Source organism: Campylobacter sp. JMF_08 NE1 (genome assembly GCF_027737875.1).
Taxonomy (GTDB): domain Bacteria; phylum Campylobacterota; class Campylobacteria; order Campylobacterales; family Campylobacteraceae; genus Campylobacter_B.
Genome location: NZ_JAOVUC010000002.1, coordinates 252,576 through 266,903 on the forward strand (window position 1 = coordinate 252,576; position 14,328 = coordinate 266,903).

Below are 14,328 nucleotides of genomic sequence, written 5' to 3' on the forward strand. Positions count from 1 at the left end.
TTTTACTCTTTAAATTTGCAAATTTTATAAATTTTCGACCTCTATCAATGACGCGTCAGCCTTGCGTAGCGAGAGCTCGTATCCTCTCACGCCTAGCTCCAAAGGATCGCCTAAGGGGGCAGCTTTTTTTAGCTTTATCTCAATGCCTTTTGTAATCCCCATATCCATAATCCGACGCCTCAAAGCGCCGTCTCCGTGGATTTTGACCACCTTGACACTTGCGCCGATTTTTACCTCGTTTAGCCTTTGCATAAATTCTCCATAAATTTCATTATTTAAAGAAATTTTTGATTTTGCTTAAAATTCCCTCGTCATTTTCGCCAAAGCTAGCTTGCAACTCGCGCAAAAGCTCGGTTTGTTTGTCGTTTAGTTTCTTTGGAGTTTGGACGCTGATTTGCACAATCAAATCACCTTTTTGCTTCGTTCTGATATTTGGCGCACCTTCACCGGAAATTACAAATCTATCTTTGTCTTTGCTTCCTACTTTTAATTTTAACTCGGTCTTGCCCTCAGGGGTTGGCACTTCGATACTCTCACCCAAAATCGCTTGGGTGAAAAACACAGGCACTTCGATATACAAATCATCGCCGTCACGCTCGAAATGGCTATCAGCGCGCACTCTAATTAGCACATAAACATCGCCGACCTCGCCTGTTTTAGAGACATTTCCCTTACCAGCTAGACGAATTCTTTGTCCATCATCAATGCCAGCTGGTATGTCAAATTTGACGCTGATTTCCTCCTCGATATATGCCTTGCCACCGCAATCTTTGCATTTTTCTTTTATACTTTCGCCACTTCCGCCACACGCGCTACAAGTCTGAATAAAGCTCATATATCCGCGCCTTGCCATGATTCGCCCAGAACCACCACAAGTTTGGCAGGTGTGTTTTTTCTTGTCTTTTGAGCCTGTTGCGTCGCAGGTAGGGCATGGTTTTTTGATTTTGTATTTGACATCTTTATGCACGCCGCGTAGAGCTTCTTTAAATTCCAAAGTAACGGCTAATTCTGTATCTATGCCGTAAGGATCGACGCTTCGTTTGGCTCTGCTGCCACCTCCGCCAAAGGCTTGCTCGAAAAAGTCGCTAAACATCGAACCAAACCCAAAGGCATCTCCTGCGCCACCACCGCCGCCAAATCCGCCAGATAAGCCCTCTTTGCCGTATCTATCATACATTTTGCGTTTTTCTTCATCGCCTAGGACTTGGTAAGCTTCGTTTATTTTCTTAAACTGCTCTTCGCTCTCTTTGTTGCCTTGGTTGCGGTCTGGGTGGTGCTGCAAGGCTAGTTTGCGAAATGCCTTTTTTATCGTTTCAGCGTCCGCGTCGCGCGCCACGCCTAAAATATCATAATAATCTTCTTCCATTATCTCTCCTAAACTAAAAAGGCTCAATTTTATCTAAATTTGCTAAAATGCAAGTTAAGATTTAACTATTTTACAATATAATGCAAAATTTCAAAATTTTTATAAAGGACGCGTCATGGTAAATGTGCTTATGATCGAAGACGATAGCGAATTTGCTACTTTGCTAAGTGAATATTTGGCTAAATTTAATATCAATGTTACAAATTTCGAAGACCCATATATCGGACTAAGTGCCGGAATCAAAAACTATGATTTACTAATTTTGGATTTAACTCTTCCTGGCATGGACGGACTGGAAGTATGCAAAGAAATCCGCGAAAAATACGATATTCCAATCATCATTAGCTCGGCCAGATCTGATGTCAGCGACAAGGTCGTGGGACTGCAAATCGGAGCAGATGATTATCTGCCTAAACCTTACGATCCAAAGGAAATGCACGCGCGCATTATGAGCCTAATTCGCCGTTACAAAAAAACAATCGAAAAAGAAGAAACCGTCGCTGATAGCGTATTTCGCATAGATGAAAAACGCCATGAAATCTACTTTGGCGAAGAGGCACTCGTGCTAACTCCGGCTGAATATGAGATTTTAGAATATCTCATCAAACAACACAGCTTTTCTGTTTCTCGCGAGCAGCTAGTCTATCATTGCAAGAGCCTAAAAGACAAAGACTCAAAAAGCCTTGATGTCATCATTGGGCGACTTCGCACAAAAATTGGCGATAATTCAAAATCACCAAAACATATTTTTTCAGTTCGCGGAATCGGATATAAGCTCATCGGATGAAGCACTCTTTAATCACGAAAATTACGATATTTTTCGTAACTGCGATAATTTTGGTTTGCGTGCTGTTTATCACATTTGGGCGAATTCAAATGAACAAAGCCTTAGGTAGCATGCAAGCAAACCAAATCAACGCCGTAAATTACCTGCTAGAATCCTACAAACGAAACAACCCGCCACAAGATATCGAAAGCTATTTTTCAAATTTTGGCTTGGAGCTTGTCAAGGATAAAAATTTAGTCCAAAATGTCCTTATTTCGGGCAAAAAATACTTCGCACAAGAAACTGCCATAGGTGAGATTAGCTCGATCGAGTATAACAACACGCTATTTTTAAATATCAAAAACAACTCAATGGTCGTGGTTTTTGAGAGCATTGGCACCAAAAATTTAAACGATCCGCTCTGGGTGGGATTTTTGATTACTATTGTGGTTTTGTTTTCGCTGTATTTGTCGATTTTACGCAGTTTTGCGCCACTAAAAAAGCTTAGCAAAAACATAAAACAATTCTCGCTTGGAAATTTAGAAATAGACTTAAAACAAATTCGCCGTGAAGACGAAATCGGCCAAGTAGCGCATGAATTTAACAATGCGATTATTAAAATTCAAGAGCTTATCCGCTCTCGACAGCTGTTTTTACGCACCATAATGCACGAGCTAAAAACCCCGATTGGCAAGGGCAGACTAATCACTGAAATGCTCGATGACGAGACGCAAAAGACGCGCCTTGTGGCTGTTTTTGAGAGGCTTGAAATTTTGATTAATGAATTTGCAAAAATCGAACAACTTCTATCGAAAAGCTACACGCTAAATTACCAAAAATACCATTTCAGCCTGATTTTAGAGCAGGTTCGCGATATGTCAATGCTAGATAAATGGGATAGCTTAGTTGCCGAAAATATCGAAGATGACGCTATTATCAATGTAGATTTTGGGCTTTTTGCCTTGGCGATTAAAAATTTAATCGACAATGGCCTAAAATATTCCAGCGATCACCATGTCAGCGTGATTTGCGACGAAAATAAAATCAGCGTAGCCAACCACGGAGCCGCGCTTGAAAAATCCTTCGAGCACTACAAACAAGCCTTTATTCGCAACAAAAACGAAAAGGCCACTGGCATGGGGCTTGGGCTGTATATCATAGATAAAATTTGCGATCTTCACAAATTTAGCTTTACTTATAATTATTCAGATAATACACATTATTTTTCTATAATTTTCAACAATCCAGGCAGTAAAAAATGAGTGCAAATGATAAATTTGAAGAGCTAGTTGCTAGCTTCGAAAAGCTCCCGGGCGTGGGCAAAAAGTCGGCTTTGCGTTTTGCGTATTATGTCAGCGTGCAAAATTCAACCCTCGGGCTAAATTTAGCTCACAATATCGAAGAAGCTGTGCGGGGGCTGAAAAAATGCGAAATTTGCGGTGCGATTTGCGAGGACGAGATCTGCGAATACTGCGCCGATGAAGAGCGAGAAAGCGAGAAAATCGCCATTGTAGAGAGCCCGAAAGATATTTTTATCTTTGAGAGTAATAAAATTTTTAATGGCAAATATTTTGTCTTAGAAGACGCTAGCGAAGAAATCATCGATAAACTTCGCGCCATGATAATCCAAAATGGCGCAAATGAGCTGATTTTTGCGCTAACGCCTAGTATAAATTCAGACGGGATTATGCTCTATGTCGAGGATAAACTCTCTGATTTAAATTTGCGTTTTAGCAAGCTTGCCCAAGGCGTGCCAACTGGCGTAAGCTTGGATAATATAGATATGCTTTCGCTTATGAAGGCAATCAACGGGCGCACAAATATATAAATTTAAAAGGAAAAATAGTGAAAAAGGTTCATTTCATAGGCATTGGCGGTATCGGAATCAGCGCGCTGGCTAGATTTTTGCAGGAGCGAAACTACACGATTTCAGGCTCTGATATTTCAGAAAGCCCCACTACGATAAAACTACGCGAAAGCGGTATGGATATCAACACCCCGCACAGCGCAGAGGCGATAAAAGATCAAGAGGTCGTGGTGTATTCAGCCGCTATCAAAGAGGATAATGTCGAGCTAGTCGAAGCCAAAAGGCGCGGTATCAAATGCCTATCGCGCAAAGAAGCCTTGCCTTATGTGCTAAAAGACAAGCATGTATTTGCCGTGGCTGGGGCGCATGGCAAAAGCACCACGAGCGCGATTGCCTCATCGCTGATAAATGGCTCGGTTATCATCGGCGCTATTAGCAAGCAGTTTGGCTCAAATATGAAATACGAAAACAGCGAAAATATCATTTTTGAAGCCGATGAGAGCGATTCTAGCTTTCTTAACTCCAACCCATATGTCGCCGTGGTAACCAACGCCGAGCCAGAGCACATGGATTATTACGATAATGATTTAGACAAATTTCACGCCGCATATCGCGGATTTTTAGAAAGAGCTAAAATTCGCGTTATCAACGCCGAGGACGAATTTTTAGGCTCGTTAAATTTAAGCGCGATTAAGCTCTACCCTTCGCGCGATATTACAGATCTCAAAATGGTTTTGCGTGATCATCAGCCCTATCTTAGTTTCAATCTCAAAGAGCTTGGCAGATTCGAGGTTTTTGGGATTGGCGAGCATATCGCGATCGACGCATCGCTTGCGATTTTAGCCGCTGCGTGCGAGACGGGGCTAGAAAACATACGCCAAAATTTATTAAACTACAAAGGCATTAAAAAGCGTTTTGATATACTTTGCGCCAATCCAAATTTCGTCCTAATCGACGATTATGGTCATCACCCCACAGAGATTGCCGCTACGCTAAAAAGCGCGAAAGAATACGCCGCCTTGCTAGGCATTAGCAAGATTACGGCGATTTTCCAGCCACACAGATACAGCAGGTTAAAGGCAAATTTAGCCGGGTTTAAAGAGTGCTTTGGAGAAGGCGTAGATTTGGTGATTTTGCCTGTGTATGCAGCCGGCGAGAACCCAAACGGCGTGGATTTAAAAGAGGAGTTTAAAGCTCTTAATCCGCTTTTTGCCGAGAGAGTATTTAGAAACGGCGAAAAGATCGAATTTAGCGATATTTTTGGCGTGCGCCATATCATCAATGACGGCCTAGTAATCGGCTTTGGCGCAGGTGATATCACATATCAGTTGCGTGGCGAATTTTAAGGAAAAGTTGTGCGATTTTTGATTTTTATTTTTGCTTTTTTATTCATAGTGGCGATTTTTTTCGTGGATAATAAAATTTTAAATGCAAAATTTAAAATTTTGCTTACTGCGCTGATTTTATGCGTGGGAGGTAGCGCCTATTTTTACGAAAATTTTAGCGCAAATTTTGCTAAAAATTCTCAGCAAATCGTAAATGCCTTTAACGCTGGAAAAAGCGTGAAATGCCGTGGCGAGAGCGTAGAGAGTGCGCATTTTACCTACTCGTTTTCGCTAAATTCCTTCATCGCCAAAAAAGACGCCCCGCACCCATACAACGGCAAAATTTACGAGATTAAAGAGTGCGAATTATGAACATAGACGAGCTGTTTAAAAAACTCGATTTAAGCGAGTATTTGGCGAAATTTAACTCATATTTGGCGCGCGAAAAACCGCTATTTTTGCACGGCGATAGCAAGATAAATTTCGAAAAAATAAATGAATTCGCCAAATTTGACATAAATCCTTGCGAAACTATCGCAAATCTCGATGACGCGCTAATGAGACTAGGCAAACACGCCGTGCTTCACATAAGCGAAATTTACGAATTTAGCAAAATTATCCGATATTTTTTGTATCTAAAAAGGCAAAACTTCGAAGGAAAACTACGCGCGTATCTCGATAAAATCGAAATTCCAGATAGCATAAAAGCCATAAAAGACTATTTTGACGAAAACGGCGCCTTCAAAGACAGCGTCGATGAGCGTTTCATCGCGCTAAATGAGGCATACAAAATCAAGCGCGAAGAGATTAATCAAACCCTAAAAAAGCTAATCTACACAAAATCCATTTCGCCCTACCTAGCCGACACGCAGATTCACTATATCAACGACAGCGAGACGCTTTTGGTGCGAGGCGGATTTAACCACGCGCTAAAAGGCGCAGTTTTGGGGCGCTCGGCAAACGGGTATTTTTATGTCGCACCCGATGCTGTAACCGCGCTCAAATCGGCTCAAAGTGCGATTTTGGACAAAAAAGAAGAAATCATTTTCGAGCATTGTAAAACGATTAGTTCAAATTTCACCAAAAATTTGCCGTTTTTGAAATTTATAAACTCGGCTTTCGATGAGATTGACGGACTTATCGCAAGAGCGCAGATGATGAGGGCAAACGACTACGAAATCGTGCTAGCTGATAGCTCAAAAGATATAGTAATTAGCGAATTTGCACACCCTGCGCTAAAAAATCCTAAAAAAATCAGCGTGGAATTTAGGGGCAAAATTTTGCTGATTACTGGCGTAAATGCCGGCGGAAAGTCAATGCTTTTAAAAAGCATAATGAGTGCGTGCTTGCTAGGCAAATACCTGCTTCCTATGCGAATTTGCGCCCAAAAAAGCAAGATTGGCTCGTTTAAGGAATTTGAGCTAATCATGGAAGATCCGCAAAATGCTAAAAACGATATCTCCACATTTGCTGGGCGTATGGTCGCATTTAGCAAGCTTTTTGGGCGCAAGGATATGATTGTAGGCGTCGATGAAATCGAGCTTGGAACTGATTTCGAGGAGGCTGCGAGCCTGTATAGCGCGATGATAGAGCGCCTCATGCAAAACGATATCAAAATGGTCATCACCACCCACCACAAACGCCTCGCAATGCTTTTGGCAAAAGACGCCAATGTCGAGCTAATCGCCGCGCTATATGATGAGAAAAACAGCGTCCCAAAATACGAATTTTTAAAGGGCATTATCGGCAAATCTTACGCTTTCGAAACAGCTCTTAGATACGGTATAGCGCAAAATTTAGTCGCAGTCGCGCGCCAAAATTACGGCGAAAATAAAGAGAATTTAAACGAAGCAATCTCAAAAGCGATAAATTTAGAGCTAGAATTAAAGCAAAAACTAATCGCCACCGAGCAAAAAGAGCGCAAACTAGACGCCCTAACCGCCACACTAAAAGAGCAAAAAGAAAACGCACAAAACGAGCTAGCTGCCACGATTTCTAGGCTAGAAAACGAGTATTACCACGCTATAAACGAGGCCAAACGCACAGTTAGACTAAATGATACCAAAGAAAAGCAACGCGCTATAAACCACGCAAACGAGCTAGTTAAGGCGATTTCTAAACCTGAGATAAGTGTGAGCGAGCCTGTGGATTTCAAGGTCGGCGATCGCGTAAAATACGGCAAAATCAAGGGCGAAATCGTAAGCCTAAATAAAACTATGGCGATGATTGAAAGCGACGGAATAAGGCTTCGTGTGCCACGCGATATGCTAAAACTAAGTGGAAATCAGCCAGCCCCAGCGCCAAATAAAATCAGCATAAAGGTCGAAAAACCGCGCGAAGCCTCGCTTGTGCTAGATTTGCACGGACTGCGCGCCGATGAGGCAATCACGCGCCTTGATAAATTCATCAGCCAAAGCCTTGTAATGGGCTTTGACGAGGTTATCGTAAAGCACGGAATCGGCACTGGCAAACTAGCCTACGCCGTAAAAGAGTTTCTCAAATCACACCCAAGCGTGAAAGATTTCCGCGACGGAGCCCCGAACGAAGGGGGTTTTGGAAGCAAGGTCGTCAAACTCTAAAATCTGCGCGAAATTTCAAAATTTAGTGTGAAATTTTTGCTTTTATGATATTTGGTATCAGTTAAATTTAATCTACAATCCACTATAATAATATCAAATATCAAAATATAAAAGGTTAGCGATGAAAAATTTCACACCAAATAGCGAAATTTTCGGCTTTGCTGAAAACAAAGATTTCGTGCCAGATATTTTTAAGCCGTTTTGCAAAGAGCAAGTTTGCCAAATTTTTTTGACGCTGTATAATGCAAATCTTGGTAGTGCTTATCAAATCCCGCATAAATTTAGCCGTAATTGCACCAAAATTCATCAAATTTTTGATAAATTTATCAAATTTTCACTCGTCAAAAACAGCCTAAATTTCAAAAAAACAACCAAATTTTGCCTTACTTCAAATTTAATCATTTACTCATTTTTACAGGGCAAAAAGGCTCCACTTTGCGCGAGCTTGCCAAAACTCAAAGTCGCCAAAATCATCGCCCTACTCCAAAACAACGGCGAATTTGGCATTAATTTCGACGCTTCAAGCGGATTTAAAAATTTCGTGTTTGACAAAATTTCATACAAAAACAAAAACTGCCAAATCTCTCTAAATGGCGAGGTTATCGTTATACAAAAGGGCGAATTTCGCCTTGGAATTTTGCCCTTTTTTAGGCAGATTGGCGACGCAAACGGCGCAGGTATTCAAAGCGACATCGCCCTTGCAATCTCGCAAAATTCGCACCTAAATCTAGACACGCTATATCTAGTCTATCCTAGAAGCGAGCATTTTCGCCGTCATATCGAGGTCAAATCCCACTCTTTCGCGCCGGATTTCACTCTCAAACTCGTCCCTTACAGTATAAATAATAAAATTTTTTTGAAAGGATAAAACATGGTAGGAATTATTTTTGGTAGCTCTATGGGCAACACAGAGGACGCCGCAAAGGCGATTTCAGCGCAACTTGGCATTGAAAACGAGGTCATAAATGTCGCCGACATCGCCCCTAGCGAGCTTGGCAAATACAGCTCGCTCATCGTAGGAAGCTCGACTTGGAACGACGGCGAGTTGCAGGACGATTGGGCGAGCTTCGATTTTAGCGCTCTTGAAGTTACGGGCAAAACCGTGGCGATCTTTGGCATGGGCGATAGCGCTAGCTACTCGGACGCCTACTGCAACGCAATGGCGGAATTATACGAAAATTTCGTCGCAAAAGGCGCCGTAATCGTGGGCGCGGTGAGCACTGAGGGATATGAGTTTGACGCTAGCAACGCTGTCAAAGAGGGCAAATTCGTAGGACTTGCCCTAGATAACGACAACCAAAGCGATTTGACAGATTCTAGAATTAGCGCGTGGGTGGAGCAAATAAAGCCAAATTTGGCGTAAATTTATCTAGTTTGAGGGATACTGCGCCGCGAAATTTTAGAATTTTGCGCGCCTTTTTAAATACTGCGCCACGAAATTTAGTGGCGGAATTTTAATCAAAGTGGCGAAATCTCGCCACTTTTAGCTTTAAATTTTAAAATTTATTTTGTGTAAAATCCCAAAATTTCACAAATGTAAATTCTATGAAAATCCTTGTTAGAGTACCACATTTCAGGCTCTTGCGAACTTATGAAATTCTCTTCTTTAAAATACGAAGTATAGAGTTTTTTGCATTTTAATATCAAATTTGCCTCTTTAAAACCGATTAAATCCCGCTCTAACAAAACAGAACTCAATCCGCAATTTGTGGCCTTATCCTCGTCTTTTCCACTGATTTTGCCACAATATGCCAGAGCCTTTTTGTATCCAGGCTCAAAAAACGAAAGGCTCATAAATTCGTTCTCTTCGCTAAATTTAAAAGTGTGGCGTTGCGGGCGGATGTAGATGTGCGCTACCGGCTTTTCCCAAAGATAGCCAAATCCGCCCCACGAAGCGGTCATTGTATTATAGAGCGGGTATTTTTCGCCTGTTCCTGCGCTAACTAGCATCCACTCTTTTCCTACGCTTGAAAACGGCTTTAAAACGCTATCTAGGGCTTTTATATCTGGCTCGTTAAATTTAAAACTCATAAAATTTCCTTTTTTTAAAATTCGCCGAATTTTACCTGTTTTTTGTTTAAATTTGCAAATTTCACGCAATATTATCATTGCAAGGAGCAAAGCAACGAAGTCAATCTACGAGTTTAAAATTTCAAAGGGTAAATTTGCAGAAATAAAAAAAAGGGATTTGGCAAATTCGCCAAATCCCTGTGTGAAGTATCAAACGGGCTAAATTTTAGCCGTTGCGTTTTTTGATAATTTCTTCGCTTACATTTTTTGGAACTTCATCGTAGTGGTCAAATTCCATAGAGTAAGTCGCTCTACCTTGTGTTTGAGAACGAAGGTCAGTAGAGTAACCAAACATCTCTGAAAGCGGGCAGAAAGCGTCGATGATTTTGTTACCGCCACGCTCGCCCATGTTATTTACTTGGCCGCGGCGTTTGTTTAGATCGCCGATTACATCACCCATATACTCTTCTGGGGTTTCTACTTCGACTTTCATCATAGGCTCTAAGATAACTGCGCCTGCTTTGCGTGCGCCCTCTTTAAAGCCCATTGAAGCAGCTAGTTTAAACGCCATTTCAGAGCTATCGACTTCGTGGTAGCTTCCGTCATATACAGTAACTTTGACATCTTCTACTGGATATCCTGCTAAAACACCGCTTTGCATAGCTTCTTGGCAGCCTTTATCGACAGCTGGGATATATTCTTTTGGAATCGCACCACCTTTGATGTCATTGACAAACTCATATCCGCTACCTGGCTCTAATGGCTCTAAGCGCAAATATACATGGCCGTATTGACCGCGACCGCCTGATTGTTTAGCGTATTTGTATTCTTGCTCGACAGATTTGCGGATAGTCTCGCGGTAAGCAACTTGTGGTTGTCCAACCTCTGCATCGACTTTAAATTCGCGAAGCATTCTATCAACGATGATTTCAAGGTGAAGCTCACCCATACCGCTAATGATTGTTTGACCGCTCTCTTCGTCAGTTGCTACACGGAAGCTTGGATCTTCTTGTGCAAGTTTTTGAAGTGCGATACCCATTTTCTCTTGGTCTGCTTTTGTTTTTGGCTCAACTGCGACGCTGATAACTGGATCTGGGAATTCCATACGCTCTAAGATAACTTTGTCTTTTTCGCTAGCTAGTGTATCACCAGTAAGTGTATCTTTTAGGCCGACAATCGCGCCGATTTCACCAGCGTAAAGCTCTTTGACTTCCTCGCGTTTGTTTGAGTGCATACGCAAAAGTCGTCCAATACGCTCTTTTTTGTTTTTGCCAGAGTTGATTACATAGCTTCCGCTCTCTAACATACCGCGGTAAATTCTAACGAAAGTTAGCTGGCCGACAAATGGGTCAGTCATAATCTTAAATCCAAGACCTGCGAATTCGCCGTCGTCAGTAGATAGAACTTCTGCTTCGCTTCCGTCCTCATAAACACCTTTGATAGCTGGAACTTCGTTTGGAGCTGGTAGATACCATACAACAGCGTCAAGTAGTGGTTGAACGCCTTTGTTTTTGAAAGCTGTTCCGCACATCATAGGGAAAAATGCTAGGCTTAGGCAGCCTTTTTTGATACCAGCTTTAATCTCTGCCTCGCTTAGCTCTTCGCCTGCGAAATATTTTTCCATTAAAGCTTCATCAGTCTCAGCAACCGCTTCAATCATTTTGTCGCGATATTCTTGTGCTTTTTCTTTTAATTCAGCTGGAATTTCACCTACTTCTGGTGCGCTTGGGCCTTTTGCATCGTCCCAAGTAAGGGCTTTCATAGTGATTAAATCAACTACGCCTTTAAAGTTGTCTTCTGCACCGATTGGAATTTGAATCGGAACTGGTGTAGCTTTTAATCTATCGCGGACTTGTTGCTCGACATTGAAGAAATTTGCGCCTACGCGGTCCATTTTATTTACGAAAATAATTCTTGGGACTTGGTATTTGTTTGCTTGTCTCCAAACGGTCTCGCTTTGTGGTTGAACGCCACCGACTGAACAAAATACAGAAACAGCGCCGTCTAGAACACGCATAGAGCGTTCAACTTCGATAGTGAAATCAACGTGGCCTGGGGTGTCGATTAGGTTGATTTGGTGATCGTTCCAAAAGCAAGTAGTCGCAGCAGAAGTAATAGTAATACCTCTTTCTCTTTCTTGCTCCATCCAGTCCATAGTAGCAGCACCCTCATGCACCTCGCCGATTTTGTGGCTCATACCTGTGAAAAATAGAATTCTTTCGCTTGTTGTAGTTTTACCAGCGTCGATATGAGCGGCAATTCCGATATTTCTAACACGATTAAGTGGAGTTTTTCTTGCCATAGTTTTCTCCTACCAGCGATAGTGAGCAAATGCTTTATTAGCTTCTGCCATTTTGTAAGTGTCTTCTTTTTTCTTAAATGAAGAACCTTTTGAATTCGCTGCATCAAGTAGCTCGTAAGCTAATCGCTCAATCATAGTTCTTTCGCTTCTTTTTCTAGCAAAAGTGATTATCCAGCGGATTGCCAAAGCTTGTTGGCGAGCTGGGCGAACTTCGATTGGAACTTGATAAGTTGCACCACCCACGCGACGCGATTTAACTTCCATAAGTGGTTTTACATTTTCGATAGCGTCGTTGAAAACATCGATACCTTTGGCTTCGCCGCCTTTTTTGTCGATCAAATCAAGCGCACCATACATAATCTCAGTCGCAACGCTTTTTTTGCCGTCATACATAAGTGAATTAATAAATTTAGTGATTACTTTGTTGCCATAAATTGGGTCAGGCATAACTTCCCTTACGGGAGCTTTTCTTCTTCTCATTTTATTATTCCTTCAAATTTGAAAATTTTACTCAAATTTAACCAAAACTAAGGGTTAAATCTGTCTTAGCTAAACTATTTTTTAGGGCGTTTAGCACCGTATTTAGATCTAGAAACTGTTCTTTTTGCGACACCTGCGGTATCAAGCGCACCACGAACAATGTGATATTTAACACCCGGTAAGTCTTTTACACGACCGCCGCGAACTAGAACAATGCTGTGTTCTTGTAGGTTATGACCTTCACCGCCGATATAGCTAATGACTTCAAAACCGCTTGTTAGCCTTACTTTGGCAACTTTTCTCAAAGCTGAGTTTGGTTTTTTAGGAGTTGTTGTATAAACTCTGGTGCAAACTCCGCGTCTTTGAGGACACTCTTTTAGCGCAGGTGATTTTGACTTTACAGTCACTTTTTTGCGCTCTTTTCTGACCAATTGATTTATGGTTGGCACAGTAAATTCCTTTCATCAAAAAATTTATTAAATAAAAAAGAGATTGATTTTACTAAAAATTTGCTTAAAGGTGGTTGAAAATATGGGAATTTATATTCAAACTCTTAATTTAAAATTCTAGCGGCAAAGAAACTAAAAATTCTATTCTTAATGTAAAATTTATAAAATTCTCTAAATTCCGCAAAAATACTGCGCCGAAATTTTATATTCGTAGATTGCTTCGTCGCTTCACTCCTCGCAATGACAATAGCGAACGCTTCAAAAATTCTTGCAATGACAATGGTTAGCGTATCGGGGCAGTATTTCGTAATGAGATAAATTTTGCGAATTTTAAAATTTCAAGCTACGGGCTAAATTAAAAACTCAGCCCATAGCGTAAATTTGGAAATTTAAAAATTTATATGATTTATAAATTTATAAATTTAATTTTCCTACTCGCTCACAGCTTTTTTGATTTTTTTGACTTCATCAGCTGTATCTTTTGCTTTTTTGGCTTTTTTAGCTGTATCTGCATTTTTGGCTTTATCTTTTAAATCCACAATCTCTTTTTTGACCTTTTTATCGGCCTTTTTTGTGGCTTTTTCTTTTTCTTTTTTTGCGGCAGATTTTAAGTCGCTAGTATCTGTCTTGCCGGTGAGAGTTAGGTCGTCTTTAATAGCCTCAAAGCGCTTCTCGCCGATGCCTTTGATGTTTTTAATCTCGTCGATTGAGTTAAATTTGTTGTTTTTTCTGTATTCGATGATAGCCTCAGCCTTGGCCTCGCCGATGCCAGGAAGCGCCATTAGCTCGTCTTTTGTGGCGGTATTTAGGTTGATCCCAGCGAAAGCTAGGCTTGCAAAGATTGCGGTTGTTGATAGGATTTTAAAGATTTTCATTTTTTCTCCTTTGGGTTAAATTTGAGAAATAATTCTAAATTTTACGCACTTAAAATTTAATAATTTTTTTAAATTTTGATAAGAATAATTTTAAAATTTAGCGATAAAGTTAAATTCGCAAAGCGAAATTTTAAATTTAAAGATAAAATTTATAGAATTTGGAATTTTAAAATTTCAAAACTACAAGCAAAATTTTAAAAATTTCATTGTAATTGATTTAAAATTTGATTGACATAAAATTTTAATTGATTTAAAAAAGCATAAAGAATAAAAACAAAGTCCGCAACGACCTACTTTCCCGACATCCGAGTAACGGAGAGTATCATCAGCCATGATGAGCTTAGCTTCTTGGTTCGGTATGGAGCAAGG

The 14,328-nt window shown here is 40.8% G+C and carries 15 protein-coding genes; 8 read left to right on the forward strand and 7 right to left on the reverse strand.

Annotated elements, in window-relative coordinates; genetic code table 11:
* Window positions 1–24 precede the first annotated feature (24 nt).
* Window positions 25–252, reverse strand: a complete 228-nt coding sequence (locus OFN91_RS03205) for a FeoA family protein (RefSeq protein ID WP_270859198.1) — start codon at window positions 250–252, stop codon at window positions 25–27.
* A gap of 19 nt (window positions 253–271) precedes the next feature.
* A complete protein-coding gene (gene dnaJ / locus OFN91_RS03210; RefSeq protein WP_270873254.1) occupies window positions 272–1,366 on the reverse strand; it encodes a molecular chaperone DnaJ in 1,095 nt (364 codons plus the stop codon).
* A gap of 115 nt (window positions 1,367–1,481) precedes the next feature.
* On the opposite strand from dnaJ, the gene OFN91_RS03215 reads away from it, so the two are divergent.
* The 8 genes from OFN91_RS03215 to fldA all read left to right on the forward strand — a co-directional run bounded on the left by OFN91_RS03215 (window position 1,482) and on the right by fldA (window position 9,206).
* Window positions 1,482–2,153 (forward strand): response regulator transcription factor, encoded by a 672-nt coding sequence (locus OFN91_RS03215; protein ID WP_270859200.1) that lies wholly within the window; start codon window positions 1,482–1,484, stop codon window positions 2,151–2,153.
* Entirely contained in the window at window positions 2,150–3,394 is a 1,245-nt protein-coding gene (locus OFN91_RS03220) for an ArsS family sensor histidine kinase (protein ID WP_270862335.1), read from the forward strand. Before OFN91_RS03215 ends, OFN91_RS03220 begins: the two co-directional genes overlap by 4 nt.
* Window positions 3,391–3,960, forward strand: coding sequence for a recombination mediator RecR (recR, locus tag OFN91_RS03225; protein ID WP_270859202.1), 570 nt, complete (start codon window positions 3,391–3,393; stop codon window positions 3,958–3,960). The genes OFN91_RS03220 and recR overlap by 4 nt, the downstream gene beginning before the upstream one ends.
* 17 nt (window positions 3,961–3,977) lie before the next feature.
* Complete coding sequence (gene murC, locus OFN91_RS03230) at window positions 3,978–5,285, forward strand: UDP-N-acetylmuramate--L-alanine ligase (RefSeq protein WP_270873255.1); 1,308 nt, start codon at window positions 3,978–3,980, stop codon at window positions 5,283–5,285.
* Window positions 5,286–5,294: 9 nt separating this feature from the next.
* Window positions 5,295–5,636, forward strand: coding sequence for a hypothetical protein (locus OFN91_RS03235; RefSeq protein WP_270873256.1), 342 nt, complete (start codon window positions 5,295–5,297; stop codon window positions 5,634–5,636).
* Entirely contained in the window at window positions 5,633–7,843 is a 2,211-nt protein-coding gene (locus OFN91_RS03240) for an endonuclease MutS2 (RefSeq protein ID WP_270873257.1), read from the forward strand. The genes OFN91_RS03235 and OFN91_RS03240 overlap by 4 nt, the downstream gene beginning before the upstream one ends.
* Before the next feature lie 121 nt (window positions 7,844–7,964).
* A complete protein-coding gene (locus OFN91_RS03245) occupies window positions 7,965–8,711 on the forward strand; it encodes a hypothetical protein (protein WP_270873258.1) in 747 nt (248 codons plus the stop codon).
* Between the two features lie 3 nt (window positions 8,712–8,714).
* Entirely contained in the window at window positions 8,715–9,206 is a 492-nt protein-coding gene (gene fldA / locus OFN91_RS03250) for a flavodoxin FldA (protein ID WP_270873259.1), read from the forward strand.
* Window positions 9,207–9,346: 140 nt separating this feature from the next.
* Here fldA and OFN91_RS03255 read toward each other — a convergent pair whose 3' ends face one another.
* The 5 genes from OFN91_RS03255 to OFN91_RS08305 all read right to left on the reverse strand — a co-directional run bounded on the left by OFN91_RS03255 (window position 9,347) and on the right by OFN91_RS08305 (window position 13,959).
* Window positions 9,347–9,874 carry a hypothetical protein gene (locus tag OFN91_RS03255; protein WP_270873260.1) on the reverse strand — a complete coding sequence of 176 codons (528 nt, stop codon included), beginning with the start codon at window positions 9,872–9,874 and terminating at the stop codon, window positions 9,347–9,349.
* 205 nt (window positions 9,875–10,079) lie between these two features.
* Window positions 10,080–12,155: an elongation factor G gene (gene fusA / locus OFN91_RS03260; RefSeq protein ID WP_270859210.1), complete on the reverse strand. Its 2,076-nt coding sequence runs from the start codon at window positions 12,153–12,155 to the stop codon at window positions 10,080–10,082.
* A gap of 9 nt (window positions 12,156–12,164) precedes the next feature.
* Window positions 12,165–12,635, reverse strand: coding sequence for a 30S ribosomal protein S7 (gene rpsG, locus OFN91_RS03265; RefSeq protein ID WP_270859211.1), 471 nt, complete (start codon window positions 12,633–12,635; stop codon window positions 12,165–12,167).
* 74 nt (window positions 12,636–12,709) lie between these two features.
* Window positions 12,710–13,084 carry a 30S ribosomal protein S12 gene (gene rpsL, locus OFN91_RS03270; protein ID WP_270859212.1) on the reverse strand — a complete coding sequence of 125 codons (375 nt, stop codon included), beginning with the start codon at window positions 13,082–13,084 and terminating at the stop codon, window positions 12,710–12,712.
* A 431-nt stretch (window positions 13,085–13,515) separates the two neighbouring features.
* Complete coding sequence (locus OFN91_RS08305; protein WP_442868048.1) at window positions 13,516–13,959, reverse strand: ComEA family DNA-binding protein; 444 nt, start codon at window positions 13,957–13,959, stop codon at window positions 13,516–13,518.
* Between the last annotated feature and the right edge of the window lie 369 nt (window positions 13,960–14,328).

What these genes read in the sequence shown, in the direction of transcription:
- rpsG (WP_270859211.1), bottom strand. Translation starts at nt 12,635, where the DNA reads ATGAGAAGAAGAAAAGCTCCCGTAAGGGAAGTTATGCCTGACCCAATT.
- OFN91_RS03245 (WP_270873258.1), top strand. Translation starts at nt 7,965, where the DNA reads ATGAAAAATTTCACACCAAATAGCGAAATTTTCGGCTTTGCTGAAAAC.
- OFN91_RS08305 (WP_442868048.1), bottom strand. Translation starts at nt 13,959, where the DNA reads ATGAAAATCTTTAAAATCCTATCAACAACCGCAATCTTTGCAAGCCTA.
- OFN91_RS03205 (WP_270859198.1), bottom strand. Translation starts at nt 252, where the DNA reads ATGCAAAGGCTAAACGAGGTAAAAATCGGCGCAAGTGTCAAGGTGGTC.
- fldA (WP_270873259.1), top strand. Translation starts at nt 8,715, where the DNA reads ATGGTAGGAATTATTTTTGGTAGCTCTATGGGCAACACAGAGGACGCC.
- OFN91_RS03240 (WP_270873257.1), top strand. Translation starts at nt 5,633, where the DNA reads ATGAACATAGACGAGCTGTTTAAAAAACTCGATTTAAGCGAGTATTTG.
- fusA (WP_270859210.1), bottom strand. Translation starts at nt 12,155, where the DNA reads ATGGCAAGAAAAACTCCACTTAATCGTGTTAGAAATATCGGAATTGCC.
- OFN91_RS03255 (WP_270873260.1), bottom strand. Translation starts at nt 9,874, where the DNA reads ATGAGTTTTAAATTTAACGAGCCAGATATAAAAGCCCTAGATAGCGTT.
- recR (WP_270859202.1), top strand. Translation starts at nt 3,391, where the DNA reads ATGAGTGCAAATGATAAATTTGAAGAGCTAGTTGCTAGCTTCGAAAAG.
- OFN91_RS03220 (WP_270862335.1), top strand. Translation starts at nt 2,150, where the DNA reads ATGAAGCACTCTTTAATCACGAAAATTACGATATTTTTCGTAACTGCG.
- OFN91_RS03215 (WP_270859200.1), top strand. Translation starts at nt 1,482, where the DNA reads ATGGTAAATGTGCTTATGATCGAAGACGATAGCGAATTTGCTACTTTG.
- dnaJ (WP_270873254.1), bottom strand. Translation starts at nt 1,366, where the DNA reads ATGGAAGAAGATTATTATGATATTTTAGGCGTGGCGCGCGACGCGGAC.